We start from the raw sequence: 18,865 nt of genomic DNA, 5'->3' as shown, positions 1-18,865 counted from the left end.
GTTTCTGCACAGACGCGCACTGTCACTCTCATGTGTGACAGTGCGCACACCTTCCAGGTAAAGACCTCATCAAATAGTTTGTGATACGGTTCACGAGAACCCCCGGATAGAGCCGAAGGGCCGTGCTGAGACGGTCCGTTGGAGCGAGGCGGAGCGAGGTCACTCGCCCCCTCGGGCCGGGACTACGCTCGTCCATGACGACACCCTGCCCCCCGTTGAATGCGGAGTTGCCGCCATGCAGTCCAACGACGTACGAACGCTCCTGCACTGTGCCCTGCCCACCGCGGTCGCGGGTGTGGCGGGAGTCGCGGTGAGCGCCGCCGTTGCCGGCGGCAAGGGAGCGCTCGGCGCCGTCTTCGGTGCGGTGCTCGTCCTGCTTTTCATGGGCGGCGGGTTGATGGTGCTGCTGCGCACCGCGCGCCAGCTTCCCCATCTGTTCCAGTCGATGGGGCTGTTGCTGTACACCACTCAGATTTTGCTGTTGATGATCGTGCTGATCACGTTCAAGGGGACCTCGGCCTTCGATCCGAAATGTTTCGCCTTCACGCTGCTCGCGGCCACTCTGGTGTGGATCGCCGCCCAGGTGCGTTCGCACATGAAGGCCAAGATCCTCTACGTCGAGCCGGATTCCGCTCGGACGTCGTCGTGACCTGTAGGGCCGGTGTAAAGGGACTTCCGCTCTTTTGCTATGGTCTCGCCACAACTGCGGCAGAGCTGGCGCGGGCGGCAAGAGTGCCTGTGACGCCTCACGGTTCGGAGCCCGGTCGCCGCCCCCTGATCCGCAAGTCCAGTCCAGTGCCGTCCCGCGGTCGCAGGCCGCGCCGACACATCGAGGTTGCCGTACCCATGCGCCACGCTGAAGGAGCTCGCGGTGAGTAACGCCAAGACGCTCGCCTTCGAGACCGACTGTCATATTTTCGACGGGTGCGGTTTCCCGACCCCCGGCCTGCACTCGTTCATGTTCGAGCCGCTCTTCACCGTCGGCGGCATCGAATTCAACAAGCCGATGCTGCTCTCGCTGGTGACCACCGTCATCGTCATCGGATTCTTCTGGGCTGCCTTCGCCAAGCCGAAGCTGATTCCCGGCAAGCTCCAGATGGTCGGCGAGGCGGGTTACGACTTCGTCCGTCGCGGGGTCGTGTACGAGACGATCGGCAAACGCGAGGGCGAGAAGTACGTCCCGCTGATGTTCGCGCTGTTCTTCTTCATCTGGATCATGAACCTGTGGTCGATCATCCCGATCGCCCAGTTCCCGGCCACCGCGGTCATCGCGTTCCCGGTCGGTCTCGCCGCCATCGTCTACGTCGTGTGGATGAGCCTGACGTTCAAGCGCCACGGCTTCATCGGCGGCTGGAAGAACATCACCGGCTACGACCCGTCGCTCGGCCCGGTGTTCCCGATGGTCATGTTCTTCGAGTTCCTGTCGAACGTGTTCATCCGGCCGTTCACCCACGCCGTCCGGCTCTTCGCCAACATGTTCGCCGGGCACGTGCTGATCCTGATCTTCACCATCGGAACCTGGTACCTGCTCAACGGCATCGGCATCGCCTACTCGGCGGTCTCGTTCCTGATGGTCCTCGTGATGACGGTGTTCGAGCTGTTCATCCAGGCCCTCCAGGCCTACGTCTTCATCCTCCTGTCCTGCAGCTACATCCAGGGCGCGCTCGCCGAGCACCACTGAGCACCCGCACCACCCCCTGAACTTCCGGTGGCCAACCCCCACCGGCCTGTGTAAAGAGAAGGAAGTTACGGCATGTCCGCTCTCGACACCCTCGCCGCGGTCGAAATCAAGGGCAACCTCGCTGCCATCGGCTACGGTCTCGCGGCCATCGGCCCCGGCGTCGGCGTTGGCATCATCTTCGGTAACGGCACCCAGGCGCTGGCCCGCCAGCCCGAGGCCGCCGGCCTGATCCGTCAGAACCAGATCCTCGGCTTCGTCCTCTGTGAGGCGCTCGCCCTGATCGGTCTGGTCATGGGCTTCGTCTACCCGACGTCCTGATCCGGTCTAACGCCGACGAGAGAATTCCACGGAAGGAACTGATGTGATCTCGCCCTTGCTGCAAATCGCGGCTGAGGAGGAGGCCCAGAATCCTCTGATCCCGGAGATCCCCGAGCTCGTCATCGGTCTGATCGCTTTCGCGATCGTGTTCTTCGTCCTGGGCAAGAAGCTCCTTCCGAACATCAACAAGGTTCTGGAAGAGCGTCGCGACGCCATCGAGGGCGGGATCGAACAGGCCGAGATTGCTCGCACGGAGGCCCAGAGCGTCCTGGAGCAGTACAAGGCCCAGCTCGCCGAGGCCCGCCACGAGGCCGCGCGGCTGCGCCAGGAGGCGCAGGAGCAGGGCGCCACGCTCATCACCGAGATGCGCGCGGAAGGCCAGCGTCAGCGCGAGGAGATCGTCGCCGCCGGGCACAGCCAGATCGAGGCGGACCGCAAGGCCGCCGCGTCCGCGCTGCGCCAGGACGTCGGCAAGCTCGCCACCGATCTGGCCGGCAAGCTCGTCGGGGAGTCCCTCGAGGACCACGCCCGGCAGAGCCGCGTCATCGACCGTTTCCTCGACGAGCTCGAGGAGAAGGCCGAGGCGTCTCGATGACCGCACACGGAGCGAGCCGCGAGGCATTCGCAGCAGCCCGTGAGCGTCTCGACGCGCTGACGGACTCCACGTCCGTGGACGCCGCGCAGCTCGCCGGTGAGCTGGCGACCGTCACCGCGCTGCTCGACCGCGAGGTCTCACTGCGTCGGGTCCTCACCGACCCGGCGCAGGCCGGTGAGGCCAAGGCCGAACTGGTCCAGCGCCTGCTCGGCTCCCGGATCAGCGGCCCCGCCGCCGACCTGGTGTCCGGCCTGGTGCGTTCCCGCTGGTCGCAGTCCCGCGACCTGGTGGACGTGCTGGAGGAGCTGGCGTCCATCGCCGACCTCACGGCCGCGCAGAAGGCCGGCACGCTCGACGACGTCGAGGACGAACTGTTCCGCTTCGGACGGATCGTCTCCTCGAACACCGAGCTGCGCGCCGCACTGACCAACCGGAAGGCCACCGTCTCGGCCAAGAGCGAGCTGCTGGGCAGCCTGCTCGGCGGCCGGGCCGACGCGGCCACCGAGCGACTGGTGACGCGCCTCGTGACCGCGCCGCGTGGACGTAGCCTGGAAGCGGGCCTCGAGGCCCTGTCCAAGCTCGCCGCTGAGCGCCGGGACCGCATGGTCGCCGTCGTCACCTCGGCGGTACCGCTGAGCGACCCGCAGAAGCAGCGCCTCGGCGCAGCCCTCGCCAAGCTCTACGGCCGCCCGATGCACCTCAACCTCGACGTGGACCCCGCGGTCCTCGGCGGGATCCGGGTGCAGGTCGGCGACGAGGTGATCAACGGCTCCCTCGCGGACCGCATCGAGGACGCCGCCCGCCGCATGGCGAGCTAGCAGCAACTCAAGACCGCAGTACGAACTGATGGCGGCCCTGGTTGGGCCGTGCAGAGGATTCACCTCTTTCAGGGGGGAGTCCCCATCCCCCCAAAGTGAAACTTCGGGCCCAACAAGGAGAGCAGGGAACCCAGATGGCGGAGCTCACGATCCGGCCGGAGGAGATCCGGGACGCGCTGGAGAACTTTGTCCAGTCGTACAAGCCGGACGCGGCCTCGCGCGAGGAGGTCGGTACGGTCACCCTTGCCGGCGACGGCATCGCGAAGGTCGAGGGCCTCCCCTCGGCCATGGCCAACGAACTGCTGAAGTTCGAGGACGGCACCCTCGGTCTTGCGCTCAACCTCGAAGAGCGCGAGATCGGTACCGTCATCCTCGGCGAGTTCAGCGGCGTCGAAGAAGGCCAGCCGGTCACCCGCACGGGAGAGGTCCTGTCCGTCGCCGTCGGCGAGGGCTACCTCGGCCGTGTCGTCGACCCGCTCGGCAACCCGATCGACGGCCTCGGCGAGATCGAGACGTCCGGTCGCCGTGCCCTGGAGCTGCAGGCTCCGGGCGTCATGGCCCGTAAGTCGGTGCACGAGCCGATGGAGACCGGCTACAAGGCCGTCGACGCGATGACCCCGATCGGCCGTGGCCAGCGTCAGCTGATCATCGGTGACCGCCAGACCGGCAAGACCGCCCTGGCCGTCGACACGATCATCAACCAGCGCGACAACTGGCGCTCCGGCGACGTGAAGAAGCAGGTCCGCTGCGTCTACGTCGCCATCGGCCAGAAGGGCTCGACCATCGCCTCCGTGCGTGGCGCCCTCGAAGAGGCCGGCGCGCTGGAGTACACGACCATCGTCGCCGCCCCGGCGTCCGACCCGGCCGGCTTCAAGTACCTGGCGCCGTACACCGGTTCGGCCATCGGTCAGCAGTGGATGTACGAGGGCAAGCACGTCCTCATCATCTTCGACGACCTCTCGAAGCAGGCCGACGCCTACCGCGCCGTGTCGCTGCTGCTGCGCCGTCCGCCGGGCCGCGAGGCCTACCCGGGTGACGTCTTCTACCTGCACTCCCGTCTGCTGGAGCGCTGCGCGAAGCTCTCCGACGACCTGGGCGCCGGCTCGATGACCGGTCTGCCGATCGTCGAGACGAAGGCCAACGACGTCTCGGCGTTCATCCCGACCAACGTCATCTCCATCACCGACGGCCAGTGCTTCCTGGAGTCCGACCTGTTCAACGCCGGCCAGCGTCCGGCCCTGAACGTCGGTATCTCGGTCTCCCGCGTCGGCGGCTCCGCCCAGCACAAGGCCATGCGCCAGGTGTCCGGCCGGCTCCGCCTCGACCTCGCCCAGTACCGCGAGCTGGAGGCGTTCGCCGCCTTCGGTTCCGACCTGGACGCGGCGTCGAAGTCGCAGCTGGAGCGCGGTCAGCGCCTGGTCGAGCTGCTCAAGCAGCCGCAGTACCAGCCGATGCCGACCGAGGACCAGGTCGTCTCCGTGTGGGCCGGTACCACCGGCAAGATGGACGATGTTCCGGTCTCCGACGTCCGCCGCTTCGAGAAGGAGCTCCTGGAGTACCTGCACCGCAAGGAGCAGGGCCTCATGACCTCCATCAAGGAGGGCGCGAAGATGTCGGACGACACCCTCACCGCTGTTGCCGACGCCATCGCCGAGTTCAAGAAGCAGTTCGAGACCTCGGACGGCAAGCTTCTCGGCGAGGACGCCCCGGCCGCGGCCAAGTGACGTAAGGAAGGGACCTGACTCATGGGAGCCCAGCTCCGGGTCTACAAGCGTCGCATCCGATCCGTCACCGCGACCAAGAAGATCACCAAGGCGATGGAGATGATCGCCGCCTCGCGCGTCGTCAAGGCGCAGCGCAAGGTGGCGGCCTCCGCGCCGTACGCGACCGAGCTCACCCGCGCGGTCACGGCGGTCGGCACCGGTTCGAACACGAAGCACGCGCTGACCACGCAGGCCGAGACGGTCGTGCGGTCCGCGGTGCTGCTCCTCACGAGCGACCGCGGTCTCGCCGGCGCCTTCAACTCCAACGCCATCAAGGCCGCGGAGCAGCTGACGGCCCGCCTCGAGGCCGAGGGCAAGCAGGTCGACACGTACATCGTCGGCCGGCGTGGTCTCGCGCACTACAACTTCCGTGAGCGCAAGGTCGCGGAGTCGTGGTCGGGCTTCACGGACGAGCCGACGTACGCGGACGCCAAGAAGGTCGCGGGTCCGCTGATCGAGGCCATCGAGAAGGACACGGCGGACGGCGGGGTGGACGAACTCCACATCGTCTTCACCGAGTTCGTCTCGATGATGACGCAGACGGCGCTCGGCGACCGTCTGCTGCCGCTCAGCCTCGACGAGGTCGCCAAGGAGGCGGCGCCGAAGGGCGAGATCCTTCCGCTGTACGACTTCGAGCCCTCGGCGGAGGACGTCCTCGACGCCCTGCTGCCGCGCTATGTGGAGAGCCGCGTCTACAACGCTCTCCTCCAGTCGGCAGCCTCGAAGCACGCCGCCACGCGGCGCGCGATGAAGTCGGCGACCGACAACGCGGGCGAGCTCATCGAGACGCTCTCCCGGCTTGCCAACGCGGCCCGCCAGGCCGAAATCACCCAGGAAATCAGCGAGATCGTCGGTGGCTCCGCAGCCCTGGCCGACGCGACCGCGGGGAGTGACAGGTAATGACGACGACAGTTGAGACGGCCGTTGCCACGGGCCGCGTCGCCCGGGTCATCGGCCCGGTCGTCGACGTGGAATTCCCCGTCGACGCCATGCCGGAGATCTACAACGCCCTTCACGTCGAGGTGGCCGACCCGGCCCTCGCCGGCGAGAAGAAGACGCTGACCCTGGAGGTCGCCCAGCACCTGGGTGACGGCCTGGTCCGCACGATCTCGATGCAGCCCACCGACGGTCTGGTCCGCCAGGCCCCGGTCACCGACACCGGCACGGGCATCACCGTCCCGGTCGGCGACTTCACCAAGGGCAAGGTGTTCAACACCCTCGGTGAGGTGCTGAACGTCGACGAGACTTACGAGGGCGAGCGCTGGTCCATCCACCGCAAGGCCCCCAACTTCGACGAGCTCGAGTCGAAGACCGAGATGTTCGAGACCGGCGTCAAGGTCATCGACCTCCTCACCCCGTACGTCAAGGGTGGAAAGATCGGTCTGTTCGGCGGCGCCGGCGTCGGCAAGACGGTGCTCATCCAGGAGATGATCTACCGCGTCGCCAACAACCACGACGGTGTCTCCGTGTTCGCCGGCGTCGGTGAGCGCACCCGTGAGGGCAACGACCTCATCGAGGAGATGGCCGACTCGGGCGTCATCGACAAGACCGCCCTGGTCTTCGGTCAGATGGACGAGCCCCCGGGCACCCGTCTGCGCGTGGCCCTGGCCGGTCTGACCATGGCGGAGTACTTCCGCGATGTGCAGAAGCAGGACGTGCTGTTCTTCATCGACAACATCTTCCGCTTCACCCAGGCCGGTTCCGAGGTCTCGACCCTGCTCGGCCGGATGCCCTCCGCGGTGGGTTACCAGCCGAACCTGGCCGACGAGATGGGTCTCCTCCAGGAGCGCATCACCTCGACCCGCGGTCACTCGATCACCTCGATGCAGGCGATCTACGTCCCCGCGGACGACCTGACCGACCCGGCCCCGGCCACCACCTTCGCCCACCTCGACGCGACGACGGTGCTCTCCCGTCCGATCTCGGAGAAGGGCATCTACCCGGCCGTGGACCCGCTGGACTCCACGTCCCGGATCCTGGACCCCCGCTACATCGCGGCGGACCACTACAACACCGCGATGCGCGTCAAGACGGTCCTGCAGAAGTACAAGGACCTTCAGGACATCATCGCCATCCTCGGCATCGACGAGCTGGGCGAGGAGGACAAGCTCACCGTCCACCGCGCCCGTCGCGTGGAGCGCTTCCTGTCCCAGAACACCCACGTCGCCAAGCAGTTCACCGGCGTCGACGGGTCGGACGTGCCGCTGGACGAGTCGATCACCGCGTTCAACGCGATCATCGACGGCGACTACGACCACTTCCCGGAGCAGGCGTTCTTCCTGTGCGGTGGCATCGAGGACCTGAAGGCCAACGCCAAGGAGCTGGGCGTCTCCTGAACTCCCTGAGTTCGAAGTGAGCCCTTCGGCTCACGTCTGAGGGGGCGGGCGCGTCCCGCCCCCTCACGCACGCCCATTAGACTTGTAACCAACACCCGGCAGAATCCGCCGGGTGGTGACCCGAGGAGCCACCTTGGCTGCTGAGCTGCACGTCGCGTTGGTCGCGGCCGACCGAGAGGTCTGGTCCGGCGAGGCCACCCTGGTCGTCGCGCGCACCACGTCCGGCGACATCGGCGTCATGCCCGGTCACCAGCCGCTGCTCGGTGTGCTGGAGTCGGGCCCGGTGACCATCCGTACGAGTGATGGTGGAACGGTCGTCGCCGCGGTGCACGGCGGTTTCATCTCGTTCGCGGACAACAAGCTGTCGCTGCTGGCCGAGATCGCCGAGCTGTCGGACGAGATCGACGTCCAGCGCGTGGAGCGCGAGCTCGAGCGCGCGAAGGCGGAGGGCGATGCCGCCGCCGAGCGTCGCGCGGACGTACGACTGCGTGCGGCGGCCTCACGCTGAGCCAGCGTGTAACCGCTTGACGTCACTCAGCCGCGGTCGGCACCGGAGCAATCCGGAGCCGACCGCGGCTGAGGCAGATATGGATGATTTTTCCGTTCCGTTACCTATTTCGGTACCTAGGAGACGAGGAGGTCGGTGTCGATGATCCTCGCTCTGACTGTGTGCGGAATCGTCGTGGCCCTGGTGGCGCTGGGGTTGTTCGTCTTCGGTCTGCGCCGCAGACTCATCCAGCGCTCCGGCGGCACCTTCGACTGCTCCCTGCGCTGGGACGTCTCCGAGAAACCGGACACGAGCGGCAAGGGCTGGAGCTACGGCGTCGCCCGCTACAACGGCGACCGCATCGAGTGGTACCGGGTCTTCTCCTACGCGTACCGTCCGCGCCGGGTTCTGGAGCGCGGCACGATCGAGGTGGCCGGCCGCCGGCTCCCCGAGGGCGAGGAGGAGCTGGCGTTGCTGTCCGACGCGGTGATCCTGGTCTGTCTGCACCGGGGCACGCGCCTGGAGCTCGCGATGAGCGAGGACGCGCTGACCGGATTCCTCGCCTGGCTGGAGGCGGCCCCGCCCGGACAGCGAGTGAATGTGGCGTAGCCGCATCCACTCGCCGGATCATCCGGACTCTGCCGCTGCGGTCACGACATTCCGCTGTTGATGGCGCTCACCAGTTCACCGCCCGCGGTGTCGCCGCTGAACTCCCAGAAGAAGGCCCCGCCGAGGCCCTGGTTCCTGGCCCAGGCCATCTTCCCGGCGATGGTGGCCGGGGTGTCGTAGGACCACCAGTTGCTGCCGCACTTCGCGTACGCCGTGCCGGCGATCGTGCCGGTGGCGGGACAGGACGTCTTGAGGACCTTGTAGTCCTCGATGCCCTGCTCGTAGGTTCCCGGCGCCGGGCCCGTGGCCGTGCCGCCCGGGGCGTCCTGGGTGACGCCCGTCCAGCCGCGGCCGTAGAAGCCGATGCCGATGAGCAGCTTGTTCGCGGGCACGCCCTTCGCCTTGAACTTGGCTATCGCGTCGGCCGTGGTGAACCCGGCCTGCGGGATGCCGCTGTACGTCGTCAGCGGGGAGTGCGGGGCGGTCGGACCGTCCGCGTCGAAGGCGCCGAAGAAGTCGTACGTCATCACGTTGTACCAGTTGACGTAGCTCGCGGCGCCCGCGTAGTCGGCGGCGTCGATCTTGCCGCCGGAGGTGCCGTCGGCCGTGGTGGCCGCGGTGACCAGGTAGTTCGCGCCGAACTTGGCGCGCAGTGCCTGCATCAGGTTCTTGTAGGCCGCGGCCCCGCTGGTGTCGCAGGACAGGCCGCAGGCGTTCGGGTACTCCCAGTCGATGTCGATGCCGTCGAAGACGTCGGCCCAGCGCGGGTCCTCGACCAGGTTGTAGCAGGACTGGGCGAACGCGGCCGGGTTGGCCGCGGCCTGGGCGAAGCCGCCGGACCAGGTCCAGCCGCCGAACGACCAGAGCACCTTGATGTGCGGGTACTTGGCCTTCAGCTGGCGCAGCTGGTTGAAGTTGCCGCGCAGTGGCTGGTCCCAGGTGTCGGCGACGCCGCTGACCGACTGGTCGGCGGTGAAGGCCTTGTCGTAGTCGGCGTAGGAGTCGCCGATCGCGCACTGGCCGTTCGTGACGTTGCCGAAGGCGTAGTTGATGTGGGTGATCTTGGCGGCCGAGCCCGACGTCACCAGGTTCTTGACGTTGTAGTTGCGGCCGTAGATGCCCCACTCGGTGAAGTAGCCGAGCCTGACCTTGTCGCCGGTGGTCGGGGGAGTGGTGCCGCCGGTGGTGCGGACGGCGAGGGCGCCGCCGGCCGGTCCCGTCTGGTCGGCGGTGTCGCGGGCCCGGACGGCGTAGGAGTAGTCGGTGCCCGCGGTCAGACCGGTGTCGGTGTACGAGGTGGTCGTCACGGTGGCGACCTTGGCGCCGTCGCGCAGGACGTCGTAGTTCTTGACGCCCTTGTCGTCGGTGGCGGCGGACCAGGCCAGCTTCACGGAGGTGTCGGTGACCAAGGAGGCCGTGGGGGTGCCCGGGGCCGAGGGGGCGGAATCGCCGGGAACCGACGTTCCGTCACAACCGCCGCCGTTCAGACGGCAGTTGGCGGGCGAGCCGGAGCCGGCGCCGTTGAAGCCGAAGGAGACGGAGGCGCCGGGGGCGAGGGAGCCGTTCCACGACTTGTTCTTGGCGGTCCAGTGCAGGCCGGCGGAGGTGACGTCGGCGTCCCAGGCGGAGGTGACGGAGGTCCCGGAGGGGAAGTCCCACTCGACCGTCCAGGAGCTGATGGCGGTGGTGCCGGTGTTCTTCACCGTCCACCTGCCCTCGAAGCCGGTGCCCCAGTCCGAGGCCTTGGTGTAGGTGGCGGTGGCGGTCGTGGCGGCCTGGGCGGGGCCCGCCAGGCCGACCAGCCCGGCCAGGGGGAGCAACAGCGTCGCGAACCCTGCCGCGGCTCTGTGTCTGAAGCGCATCCTGCGCCTCCTCGGGGGAGTCGGGGGGCGTGACTGAGCCTTCACGCCCACGGTGCCGCGAGAATAGAAAGGTCTGGACCACGGGTCAATAGGTCTGGACCAGTGCGGCACGCTCCGCCCCCGGATTCACCCGACGCCCAACTCCTGCGCCAGCACCGCCGCTTGCACCCGGCTGCGCAGTCCCAGCTTGCCCAGCAGCCGACTGACGTGCGTCTTCACGGTCGCCTCCGCCATGTCGAGGCGTTCGGCGATGCCCGCGTTGGACAGCCCCTGTCCCAGACAGGCCAGCACCTCGCGTTCACGCCGGGTGAGCGCGTCGAGGACGGCCGGATCGGCCCCGGGCGCCCGCGCGGGCACGGCGGCGAACTCGGCGATCAGACGACGGGTCACGGCCGGGGCGATCAGTCCCTCGCCGGCCGCCACGGTCCGGACCGCCGCCAGCAGGTCCCGCGCCTCCGTGTCCTTGAGCAGGAACCCGGCCGCACCGGCACGCAACGCCCCGAAGACGTACGCGTCGAGGTCGAAGGTGGTCAGTACGAGGACGTCCGCCAGCCCCTCCTCGACGACCTTCCGGGTCGCCGCCACCCCGTCGAGGCGCGGCATCTGAACGTCCATCAGCACCAGGTCCGGCCGCAGCTCCCGGGCCAGCGCCACCGCCTGCTCCCCGTCCGCGGCCTCCCCGACCACCTCGATGTCGGACGCGCTGCGCAGGATGAGGACCAGACCGGCGCGCACGGCGGACTGGTCCTCGGCCACGAGCACGCGGATGACGGAGCTCATGCGGGCTCTCCTTCGACGAGCGGGAAGGCGGTGTGGACCGTCCAGCGAGGCCCCTGCGGCCCGGCGTGGAACGTGCCGCCCAGCAGGGCCGCCCGCTCCCGCATGCCGACGAGTCCCGCGCCGGAACCCGGGGCGCGTGGCCCGTCCCGGTGGCCGTAAGGGCTGCTCACCCGCACGTCGAGCGTGTCGTCGCGCCGGAGCAGGGTGACGGTGACCCGGCCGGGGCAGGCGTGCTTCAGGGCGTTGGTCAGCGACTCCTGCACGATCCTGTACGCGGCGAGTTCGACGGGGGCGGGCACCCGGCCGAGGCCGGCGTCCGGGGTGATGTCCAGGGTCGCGTCGAGGCCGTTGGCGCGGGCGCCGTCGACGAGGGCCGCCAGACCGTCGAGAGTGGCGGCCGCGGCAGGTTCGTGGTCCCCGCTGCCGTCGCGCAGGATGCCGATCAGCCGCCGCATCTCCGTCAGCCCCTCGACGCTGTTCTCGCGGATGACGGTCAGCGCCTGCCGGGACGTGTCCGGATCGTCGATCGACAGCGCCGCCGTCGAGTGGATGGCGATCGCGGACAGGTGGTTGGCGACCATGTCATGCAACTCCCTTGCCATCCGCGCCCGTTCTGCGGTGACGGCCTGGGTCCGGTCCATCTCGGCGAGCAGCGCGGTCTGTTCGGCCCGCAGCCGTGCCGCCTCGGCGGCGTCCCGGTGGTTGCGCACGATCCAGCCGGTGGCGGCGGGCGCGTACGCGACGACGCCGACGACCACGCCGATCAGCAGGGCCTCGGGCACCCGCCAGAGCGCGAACGGCACCAGCGTCCCCGCCACCGTGAGCAGTCCGGTGACCCACTGGATGCGACGGGCGGAGGCGAGCGGGCCGTACAGGACGGCCGCGTACACGAGGTCGGTGAACATCAGGATCGTGGACAGGCTGCCCTGGGTCACGAGGTCCGCGGTGATCGCGGCCGTGCCGGTGAGCAGCGCCGCGCGGGGAGCCGCCCGGCGCGCCACCTCGCAGCCGGCCATCACGGTGAGCGGCGCCAGCACCGGCCAGGGGCCGTCGAACAGGGTGATCGGGTCGTCGGACGGCCGGGTGCCCAGACCGATCACCACCAGGAACAGCCCGCCCAGCAGCCCGCCGACCGCGACGCAGACGTCGAAACGGTGCGGGCGGGGCAGTCGTCGTACGGCCATGCCCTCCATCCAACACGCCTCGCAGGGCGTGCGCCTGCTCCCCGGGAATGGTCCGGAACTGCATCTTTCGATGTACCGCGACCTCGTCACCGGCGACGACGCGTCCGGCGGCCCGGGGCGGGAGTCTGGGACGGTGAGGGAGAGGAGCGAACCGTGGTCGTCACACTGATCATCGTCTGCGAGGTGGCCTTCTGGGTGCTGCTGGCCGGCGGGCTGGCCTTCCGGTATGTGTTCCGGATGCCGCGGCTGGGCCTCGCGCTGCTGCTGTGCGAGCCGCTGCTGGAGATCGTGCTGTTCGCCGTGACCGCGGCCGACCTCAGGAACGGCGCCGAGCCGGACTGGCGGCACGGCCTCGCCGCCGTCTACATCGGCTTCACCGTGGGCCTCGGCCACTCCACGATCAAGTGGGCGGACGCCCGGGTCGCCCACCGCTTCGCGGGCGGCCCGCCGCCGGTGCGGCCCCCGAGGTACGGCACGGCCCGCGCCGTCCACGAGTGGAAGGTCGCGGGCCGGTGGACCCTCGCGGCACTGGTCGCAGTCGCCCTGCTCCAGGCGGCCGTCTGGTACGTCGGCGGCGACGGCGACACCGGCTCGCTGCGGGCGTGGCAGCAGCGGATGCTGCTCGTCGTCGGCGTCAACGTCGTCATCGCCGCGAGCTACACCTTCTTCCCCAAGCGGGAACCGAAGGGCGGCCCGGAGCGGGAACCGGCCAAGATGGGCTAGCGCTCCCCGCCCGGCACCCACAGCACGTCCCCGACCGCCTTGTTGGCGGTGCGGGCGAGGATGAACAACAGGTCCGACAGGCGGTTGAGGTAGGTCGCGGTGAGCGGGTTCATCCGCTCGCCGTGCGCCTCCAGGGCGGCCCATGTGGAGCGTTCGGCGCGGCGGACCACCGTGCACGCCTGATGCAGCAGCGCCGCGCCCGGGGTGCCGCCGGGCAGGATGAACGACCGCAGCTTCTCCAACTGCCCGTTGAAGCGGTCGCAGTCCGCCTCCAGCCGGTCGATGTAGAACTGCTCGACCCTCAGGGGCGGGAACTCCGGGTTCTCCGTGACCGGCGTCGACAGGTCGGCGCCCACGTCGAACAGGTCGTTCTGGACGCGGATGAGCACCTCGGCCGTCTCCTCGTCGAGTCCGCCCAGTGCTAGGGCCGTGCCGATCACCGCGTTCGCCTCGTTGGCGTCGGCGTAGGCGGCGATCCGCAGGTCCGTCTTGGCGACCCGGCTCATGTCGCCCAGATTGGTGGTGCCCTGGTCGCCGGTCCTCGTGTAGATGCGCGTCAGATTGACCATGCCGCCAATCTAGACCGTCCCCGGGCATCCGCTCCGTTCCCTTCGTCACGGTCCGCGGACGGCCGGGCCGGCGGCCCCCGGCAGGGGACCGACGCCTGCTCAGGACGGGGCCAATCGGCGTGAATCGGACAGGATTTGACGACGTGACCGGCGTCTCACGCCGTGAGACGTGAGACGCGTTACTAACCGGTCACGCAGTGCCTCACGAGCGCTAATCTCCGGCCGAGAGGCAGATGGACGGGCGACCGGGGCGGCTGCGCCGGATGGTTGACGCCGGTGACATCGGGCGCGTGAGCGGGCAGGGCTCTACAGGCACCAGAACCGCACAGGTCCCAGAAGCCTCACCCTTGCGGGTGAATTGGGTATCGGTTCGCTCACAGACGGCAACCTCTGACCGCTTCTCGCAGTCAGAGCATGCAACACCGGACACCACACCGCGGAGCACGAGACGCACGCTTAGGGGAGCGCTATGCACATCAAGGGCGACCACGTCGAGCTGGTCGTCGGGGGCCGCCTCGACGTCCGCAGCGCGGCGGACGCCCGTACGGCCCTGCACACGGCAGTCGACGACGGAGTCGGCGACCTGGTGCTCGACCTGTCCGGACTCGACTCGTGGGACGCCACCGGACTCGGCGTCATCATGGGCGTGCACCGACGGGCCGGCCGCTGCGGCCGGCGGCTGGTGCTGCGCGGCGTGCCGCCGCAGATGCAACGCCTGCTGGTGGCCACCCGGCTGCACCGGATCCTCGCGATCGAGGGCGGCATCGGAGTGGAGTCCCTGCCCCGCGTGTGACGCGCAAGGGGGTGTGGCCTGCGGCGGGAAGCGTGGGACGGGCGCGACGGGTGCTTGCGGCCGGGTGCAATCCTCACGAGACCGTGACGCTTCGGGCGGCCCGGCACCCCGGGCTGTCGTAGATACTGTGCGAAGGTTTACGGTTCGACTGCCCGCCGCCCGCAGCCCTCGAGCGGGCACCGGACCATAAGCGACAGCCCAGTGTGCGGCAAGGCCGGGAGGGGCTACCGCCACACGACGCTTTTGGGGGGCTTGACCCATGGACCCGAACACCCCGGGACCCGAGGAGCACGGCCACGACGAGGGAGACGCCTCCCGGTCGAGCGCCTTCGACTCCGGGCCCGGCCAGACCTCGCGCCCGCGCCCGTCCCGGGACCCCCTCACGCCCGACTTCGGTCAGCCCGCCCCGGCCCTGGCCCGCACGGTGCGGCTGGTCGCCGGCGACCATCTGCTCACCGTCAACCCCGTCGACGGCAGCGAGATCGAGCTGTGCCCGCCCGGGGGAGAGCGGGCCGAGCGGCCCGCCAGGCGCACGCCCGAGCGGCGCGCCGAGGCCGAGCGCGCCGCCCGCCCGGCCGCGCCCGCCGGCAACGCCCCGCCCGTACGGCCGCTCCTGGGCCGCCAGGACGAACGCGAACAGCTGGTCCGGCTCCTCGCCCGCGGTCGCTCCGTCCGTCTCACCGGCGCCCCCGGCTCCGGCCGCACCAGCCTCCTCGACCTGGTCGCCGAGGACTGCGAGGACCTCGCCCCCGACGGCGTCGTCCGCCTCAGCGGCCGGCTGCGCACCGCTGCCGACCTGCTGCACGATCTCTTCCACGCCGTCTTCGACGCCCCGCAGCACCGCCCCGACGAGGACGAGCTGCGCGACCTGGTCCGCGAGGTCGGCGCCGTCGTGGTGGTCGACGACCTCGAGCTCGGCGGCGCCGCCCTCGACGACCTGCTGGACGCGACGCCCGAGTGCGCCTTCCTGCTCGGCGCGACGCCGGACACCCCGCTGCCCACCGCGGACTCCGCCGTCGAGGAGGTCGTCCTCACCGGTCTCGACCGCGCGGGCGGCGTCGAGGTCATCGAGCGCGCCGTCGGCCGCGTCCTCACCGAGGAGGAGGGCAACTGGGCCGGCGACCTCTGGTTCGAGTCCGAGGGCCTGCCGCTGCGGTTCGTGCAGGCCGGCGCCCTGCTCGCGCAACGCGACCGGCTGCGGGCCAGCGCCGACGCGGTCGACGCGTTCGGCGTCTTCGAGGACGCCCGGCCGCTCCCCGGCCCCGTCGACGCCGTCGCCGGCGCCGGGGAGGCCGAGGAGATATCCCTGCCCTCCCTCGGCGAGGCCGCCGCCCCAGCCCCGCTGCTCGCCGCCCGCCTCAGCGCCTCCGCCCGCGCGGCCCTGCGGTTCGCCGTCGCCCTCGGCGGCGAGGTCCCGCACCAGGCCCATCTGCCCGCCCTGGTGGGCGACACCCACGCCGACGCGGCCCTCGGCGAGCTGATGGGCTGCGGGCTCGTCTCCCCGGTCGGCAACCGCTACCGCCTCGCAGCCGGAGTCCAGGCCCAGCTCGAGGCCGCCGGATACGCCGACGACGTCGAGACCCGCGCCCACGCCGCCGCCCAGCACTACGCCTGGTGGACCGGGCACCCCTCGGTCACCCCGGACCGGGTCTGCGCGGAGGCCGACGCCGTCCTCGCCGCCCTCGCAGCCGTCGTCCCGGACACGACCCGGCCCGAGGAGGGCGAGGAGGCCACCGCCGTCCGGCTCGCCCGCACGGCGGCGCCCGCGTTCGCCGCAGGGCTGCAGTGGAGCGTCTGGTCGAGTGCTCTGCACGAAGGCGCGGAGGCCGCCCGGCTCGCGGCGCAGTCCGCGGACCGCGCCTACTTCCACCACGAGCTCGGCGTCCTCGCGCTGTGCACCGGGGACCTGGACCGGGCCCGTTCCGAGCTGGAGGCGTCGCTCGCCCTGCGCGGCACGATCGCCGACAAGCGCGGCACCGTCGCCGGCCGCCGTGCGCTGGCGCTGGTCGCCGACCGCTCCGGCGACGTGCCCGGCCTGCCCGCCGCGACGTTCGGCGACGAGGCGCCCGGCACCGTCCGCCACGAGGAGCAGCCGTCGCCGCCGCGCGGCATCCAGGCGGCGCTCCCGACCTTCCCGCCGGAGGCCGAGACCCTCGTCGCCCGCCGCGAACCGCCCGCCAAGCCGATCCGTCACAGCCGCGGCGGCCTGCGGAGCCTGGCCAGGCGCAACCTGGTCGGGGTCGGCGCCGGCGCGCTGCTCGTCGCCGTCCTCGGCACGGTGGTCACGCTCGGGGCGACCTCCCACAAGGACGCCGACAACCCCTCCGACCGGGTCGGCGTCAACCCGTCCGCCTCCGTCGGCGTCGACGACGGCGAGGTCGGCGCGGACACCCCGGGCGGCGACGGCTCCACCGACACGGGCGAGGCGACCAGCAAGCCGACCGACCCGGGCCCGGACGGGACCATGGGCACCTCGGACGACCCGACGCCCACGGGGACGGCACAACCGTCGGCGTCGGCGAGCGGTTCGCGGGATCCGGGGGACGGGAAGCCCTCCGGTACGCCGAGGCCGAGCGGTCGGCCGTCGTCCAGCCCGAGCCGGTCCGGGTCGCCTTCGCCCTCGGCCTCCGCGTCCTCCACCGGCGGGAGCGGCTCGCAGTCGCCGTCGCCGTCCGCTTCGGACACGACCGGCCCGTCCCCCAGCGGCGACACGTCGGCGTCGGGCGGCAACTCCATGTCCTCCGCGCCCGTCGGCGGCACGATGAGCTCCTCCGGGCTCTCCGGTCCCTCCGGCTCGGCGGCGACCTCGCCGGACGAGGTGATCTGAGCCGAAGGGGCACGGCCCCGGGCACACGACAGGGCCGGATTCCCCTTCGGGAACCCGGCCCTGTCGTCGTGCGGACGCCGTACAAAGACGCCGCGCGGACGGCGTGGTGGACGTCGTGGTGGACGTCAGAACAGCCGCAGCTTGTCGTCCTCGATGCCGCGCATGGCGTTGTAGTCGAGGACCGTGCAGCCGATGCCGCGGTCCGTGGCGAGGACGCGGGCCTGCGGCTTGATCTCCTGGGCGGCGAAGACGCCGCGGACCGGGGCGAGATGCGGGTCGCGGTTCAACAGCTCGAGGTAGCGGGTGAGTTGCTCGACCCCGTCGATCTCGCCGCGCCGCTTGATCTCCACCGCGACGGTCTGCCCTTCGGCGTCCCGGCACAGGATGTCGACCGGGCCGATGGCCGTCATGTACTCGCGGCGGATGAGGGTGTAGCCCTCGCCGAGGATCTCGATGCGGTCCGCGAGCAGTTCCTGCAGGTGTGCTTCCACGCCGTCCTTGATCAGGCCGGGATCGACGCCCAGTTCGTGCGACGAGTCGTGGAGGACCTCCTCCATCGTGATGATGAGCTTCTCACCGCCCTTGTTGACGACGGTCCAGACGCCCGGCACGCCGTCGGAGTCCCCCGCCTCCTCCTTCAGCGTGCAGGGCGGCGACATCCAGTTGAGGGGCTTGTAGGCCCGGTCGTCCGCGTGGATGGAGACGCTGCCGTCCGCCTTCACCAGGATCAGACGGGGGGCGGAGGGGAGGTGGGCGGTGAGCCGGCCGGCGTAGTCGACGGAGCACCGGGCGATGACGAGACGCATGGTCGGCAACGCTATCCGACGCCCCGTGGTGCCCGCGATCCGCCCGCCCCGTATCCCGGCCCCTCACGCAACGGGCGACCCTTGGGCCTCGCCCCTTTTGATCAGGAAAACCTCTGTTCGACGGTGGCCGATTGTGTGCCCAACAGGGGTTCCCTATGTGCTCATTCTCCTGGTGCGGTCACCGTCCGTTGCCTACCGTAGTGAACGGGAGGTCGCGATGCGTGTACTCAGCGTGTGCGGTATTTCGGCATGGCGGACTCCCTTTCCCTGTCCGTCAACCCTCGTCGTTCTCGGGGGTGCGAGAGGAGTACCCATGTCGCTCGACGTCTCACCGGCCCTACTCGATCAGGCCGAGCGAGGCGAGGTCGACGAAGCAGAATTCGTCGACTGCGTCCGGACCTCCCTGCCCTACGCATGGGAGATGGTCAGCTCCCTGGTGGCCCAGCTGAAGGTGGACGGCGGAGACTTCGCCGACAACCAGACGCCCCCGCCGGACGAGCAGGCACGCGGGCAGCTGCTGCGCGCGCTCGCGAGTGACGCCATACGCGGCGCGCTGCAGCGGCACTTCGGTGTGCGGCTCGCCTTCCAGAACTGCCACCGGGTGGCGGTGTTCCCGTTGGACTCGGCTGTCGACGAGAAGCTGAACCGCTTCACCTCGGTCCGCAGCCAGGTGCTCAACCAGTCCCCGGAATTCCGGGACTGCTGACGGCATGA

At 70.1% G+C, this 18,865-nt stretch carries 19 protein-coding genes; 14 read left to right on the top strand and 5 right to left on the bottom strand.

The genetic code is table 11. The annotated features are described in order from the left end of the window. The first annotated feature begins 235 nt into the window (after positions 1 to 235). The 10 genes from OHS82_RS14725 (at position 236) to OHS82_RS14680 (ending at position 8,607) form a co-directional block, all read left to right on the top strand. On the top strand, positions 236 to 649 hold the full coding sequence (locus OHS82_RS14725) for a hypothetical protein (RefSeq protein WP_057584054.1): 414 nt from the start codon (positions 236 to 238) through the stop codon (positions 647 to 649). A 222-nt stretch (positions 650 to 871) separates the two neighbouring features. After that, a complete protein-coding gene (gene atpB / locus OHS82_RS14720) occupies positions 872 to 1,681 on the top strand; it encodes a F0F1 ATP synthase subunit A (RefSeq protein ID WP_057584053.1) in 810 nt (269 codons plus the stop codon). A 72-nt stretch (positions 1,682 to 1,753) separates the two neighbouring features. Beyond that, a complete protein-coding gene (locus tag OHS82_RS14715) occupies positions 1,754 to 1,999 on the top strand; it encodes an ATP synthase subunit C (protein ID WP_020131181.1) in 246 nt (81 codons plus the stop codon). Between the two features lie 46 nt (positions 2,000 to 2,045). Continuing rightward, positions 2,046 to 2,594, top strand: a complete 549-nt coding sequence (locus OHS82_RS14710; protein ID WP_079041661.1) for a F0F1 ATP synthase subunit B — start codon at positions 2,046 to 2,048, stop codon at positions 2,592 to 2,594. Further along, positions 2,591 to 3,412 (top strand): F0F1 ATP synthase subunit delta, encoded by an 822-nt coding sequence (locus tag OHS82_RS14705; protein WP_057584043.1) that lies wholly within the window; start codon positions 2,591 to 2,593, stop codon positions 3,410 to 3,412. The genes OHS82_RS14710 and OHS82_RS14705 overlap by 4 nt, the downstream gene beginning before the upstream one ends. Positions 3,413 to 3,546: 134 nt before the next feature. Beyond that, positions 3,547 to 5,136 (top strand): F0F1 ATP synthase subunit alpha, encoded by a 1,590-nt coding sequence (atpA, locus tag OHS82_RS14700; RefSeq protein WP_057584041.1) that lies wholly within the window; start codon positions 3,547 to 3,549, stop codon positions 5,134 to 5,136. 21 nt (positions 5,137 to 5,157) lie between these two features. Beyond that, positions 5,158 to 6,075: a F0F1 ATP synthase subunit gamma gene (locus OHS82_RS14695; protein WP_057584034.1), complete on the top strand. Its 918-nt coding sequence runs from the start codon at positions 5,158 to 5,160 to the stop codon at positions 6,073 to 6,075. Further along, the gene (gene atpD / locus OHS82_RS14690) at positions 6,075 to 7,511 is read left to right on the top strand and encodes a F0F1 ATP synthase subunit beta (protein ID WP_057584031.1); all 1,437 of its coding nucleotides are present in this window, start codon (positions 6,075 to 6,077) and stop codon (positions 7,509 to 7,511) included. The genes OHS82_RS14695 and atpD overlap by 1 nt, the downstream gene beginning before the upstream one ends. Positions 7,512 to 7,644: 133 nt before the next feature. Continuing rightward, positions 7,645 to 8,019 carry a F0F1 ATP synthase subunit epsilon gene (locus OHS82_RS14685; protein WP_057584029.1) on the top strand — a complete coding sequence of 125 codons (375 nt, stop codon included), beginning with the start codon at positions 7,645 to 7,647 and terminating at the stop codon, positions 8,017 to 8,019. Positions 8,020 to 8,160: 141 nt separating this feature from the next. After that, positions 8,161 to 8,607, top strand: coding sequence for a DUF2550 domain-containing protein (locus tag OHS82_RS14680; protein ID WP_057584027.1), 447 nt, complete (start codon positions 8,161 to 8,163; stop codon positions 8,605 to 8,607). Positions 8,608 to 8,648: 41 nt separating this feature from the next. Here the strand turns inward: OHS82_RS14680 and OHS82_RS14675 are convergent, their stop codons facing one another. The 3 genes from OHS82_RS14675 to OHS82_RS14665 all read right to left on the bottom strand — a co-directional run bounded on the left by OHS82_RS14675 (position 8,649) and on the right by OHS82_RS14665 (position 12,433). Next, complete coding sequence (locus OHS82_RS14675) at positions 8,649 to 10,469, bottom strand: glycoside hydrolase family 18 chitinase (protein WP_057584026.1); 1,821 nt, start codon at positions 10,467 to 10,469, stop codon at positions 8,649 to 8,651. A 126-nt stretch (positions 10,470 to 10,595) separates the two neighbouring features. Then, the gene (locus OHS82_RS14670; RefSeq protein WP_057584025.1) at positions 10,596 to 11,249 is read right to left on the bottom strand and encodes a response regulator; all 654 of its coding nucleotides are present in this window, start codon (positions 11,247 to 11,249) and stop codon (positions 10,596 to 10,598) included. Then, complete coding sequence (locus tag OHS82_RS14665) at positions 11,246 to 12,433, bottom strand: sensor histidine kinase (protein ID WP_328433982.1); 1,188 nt, start codon at positions 12,431 to 12,433, stop codon at positions 11,246 to 11,248. Before OHS82_RS14665 ends, OHS82_RS14670 begins: the two co-directional genes overlap by 4 nt. 153 nt (positions 12,434 to 12,586) lie before the next feature. On the opposite strand from OHS82_RS14665, the gene OHS82_RS14660 reads away from it, so the two are divergent. Continuing rightward, positions 12,587 to 13,156 (top strand): hypothetical protein, encoded by a 570-nt coding sequence (locus OHS82_RS14660; protein WP_057584022.1) that lies wholly within the window; start codon positions 12,587 to 12,589, stop codon positions 13,154 to 13,156. Here OHS82_RS14660 and OHS82_RS14655 read toward each other — a convergent pair. After that, positions 13,153 to 13,725 (bottom strand): cob(I)yrinic acid a,c-diamide adenosyltransferase, encoded by a 573-nt coding sequence (locus OHS82_RS14655; RefSeq protein WP_057584018.1) that lies wholly within the window; start codon positions 13,723 to 13,725, stop codon positions 13,153 to 13,155. The two genes, OHS82_RS14660 and OHS82_RS14655, sit on opposite strands and share 4 nt — an antisense overlap. Before the next feature lie 469 nt (positions 13,726 to 14,194). Here OHS82_RS14655 and OHS82_RS14650 point away from each other — a divergent pair, with 469 nt between their 5' ends. Together OHS82_RS14650 and OHS82_RS14645 are read left to right on the top strand one after the other, a co-directional pair. Continuing rightward, positions 14,195 to 14,518, top strand: a complete 324-nt coding sequence (locus OHS82_RS14650; RefSeq protein ID WP_057584016.1) for an STAS domain-containing protein — start codon at positions 14,195 to 14,197, stop codon at positions 14,516 to 14,518. A 259-nt stretch (positions 14,519 to 14,777) separates the two neighbouring features. Beyond that, complete coding sequence (locus OHS82_RS14645; RefSeq protein WP_057584015.1) at positions 14,778 to 17,345, top strand: ATP-binding protein; 2,568 nt, start codon at positions 14,778 to 14,780, stop codon at positions 17,343 to 17,345. 125 nt (positions 17,346 to 17,470) lie between these two features. Here the strand turns inward: OHS82_RS14645 and nucS are convergent, their stop codons facing one another. Continuing rightward, entirely contained in the window at positions 17,471 to 18,151 is a 681-nt protein-coding gene (gene nucS / locus OHS82_RS14640; RefSeq protein ID WP_057584014.1) for an endonuclease NucS, read from the bottom strand. A gap of 313 nt (positions 18,152 to 18,464) precedes the next feature. Here nucS and OHS82_RS14635 point away from each other — a divergent pair, with 313 nt between their 5' ends. After that, entirely contained in the window at positions 18,465 to 18,857 is a 393-nt protein-coding gene (locus tag OHS82_RS14635) for an SCO5389 family protein (protein WP_057584013.1), read from the top strand. Positions 18,858 to 18,865 lie beyond the last annotated feature (8 nt).

Origin of the sequence: Streptomyces sp. NBC_00425 (genome assembly GCF_036030735.1) — a bacterium.
In the GTDB taxonomy this organism is placed as follows: Bacteria; Actinomycetota; Actinomycetes; order Streptomycetales; family Streptomycetaceae; genus Streptomyces.
The sequence above is the reverse complement of the archived record's forward strand: the minus strand, read 5'-3'. Positions and strand labels throughout refer to the sequence as shown.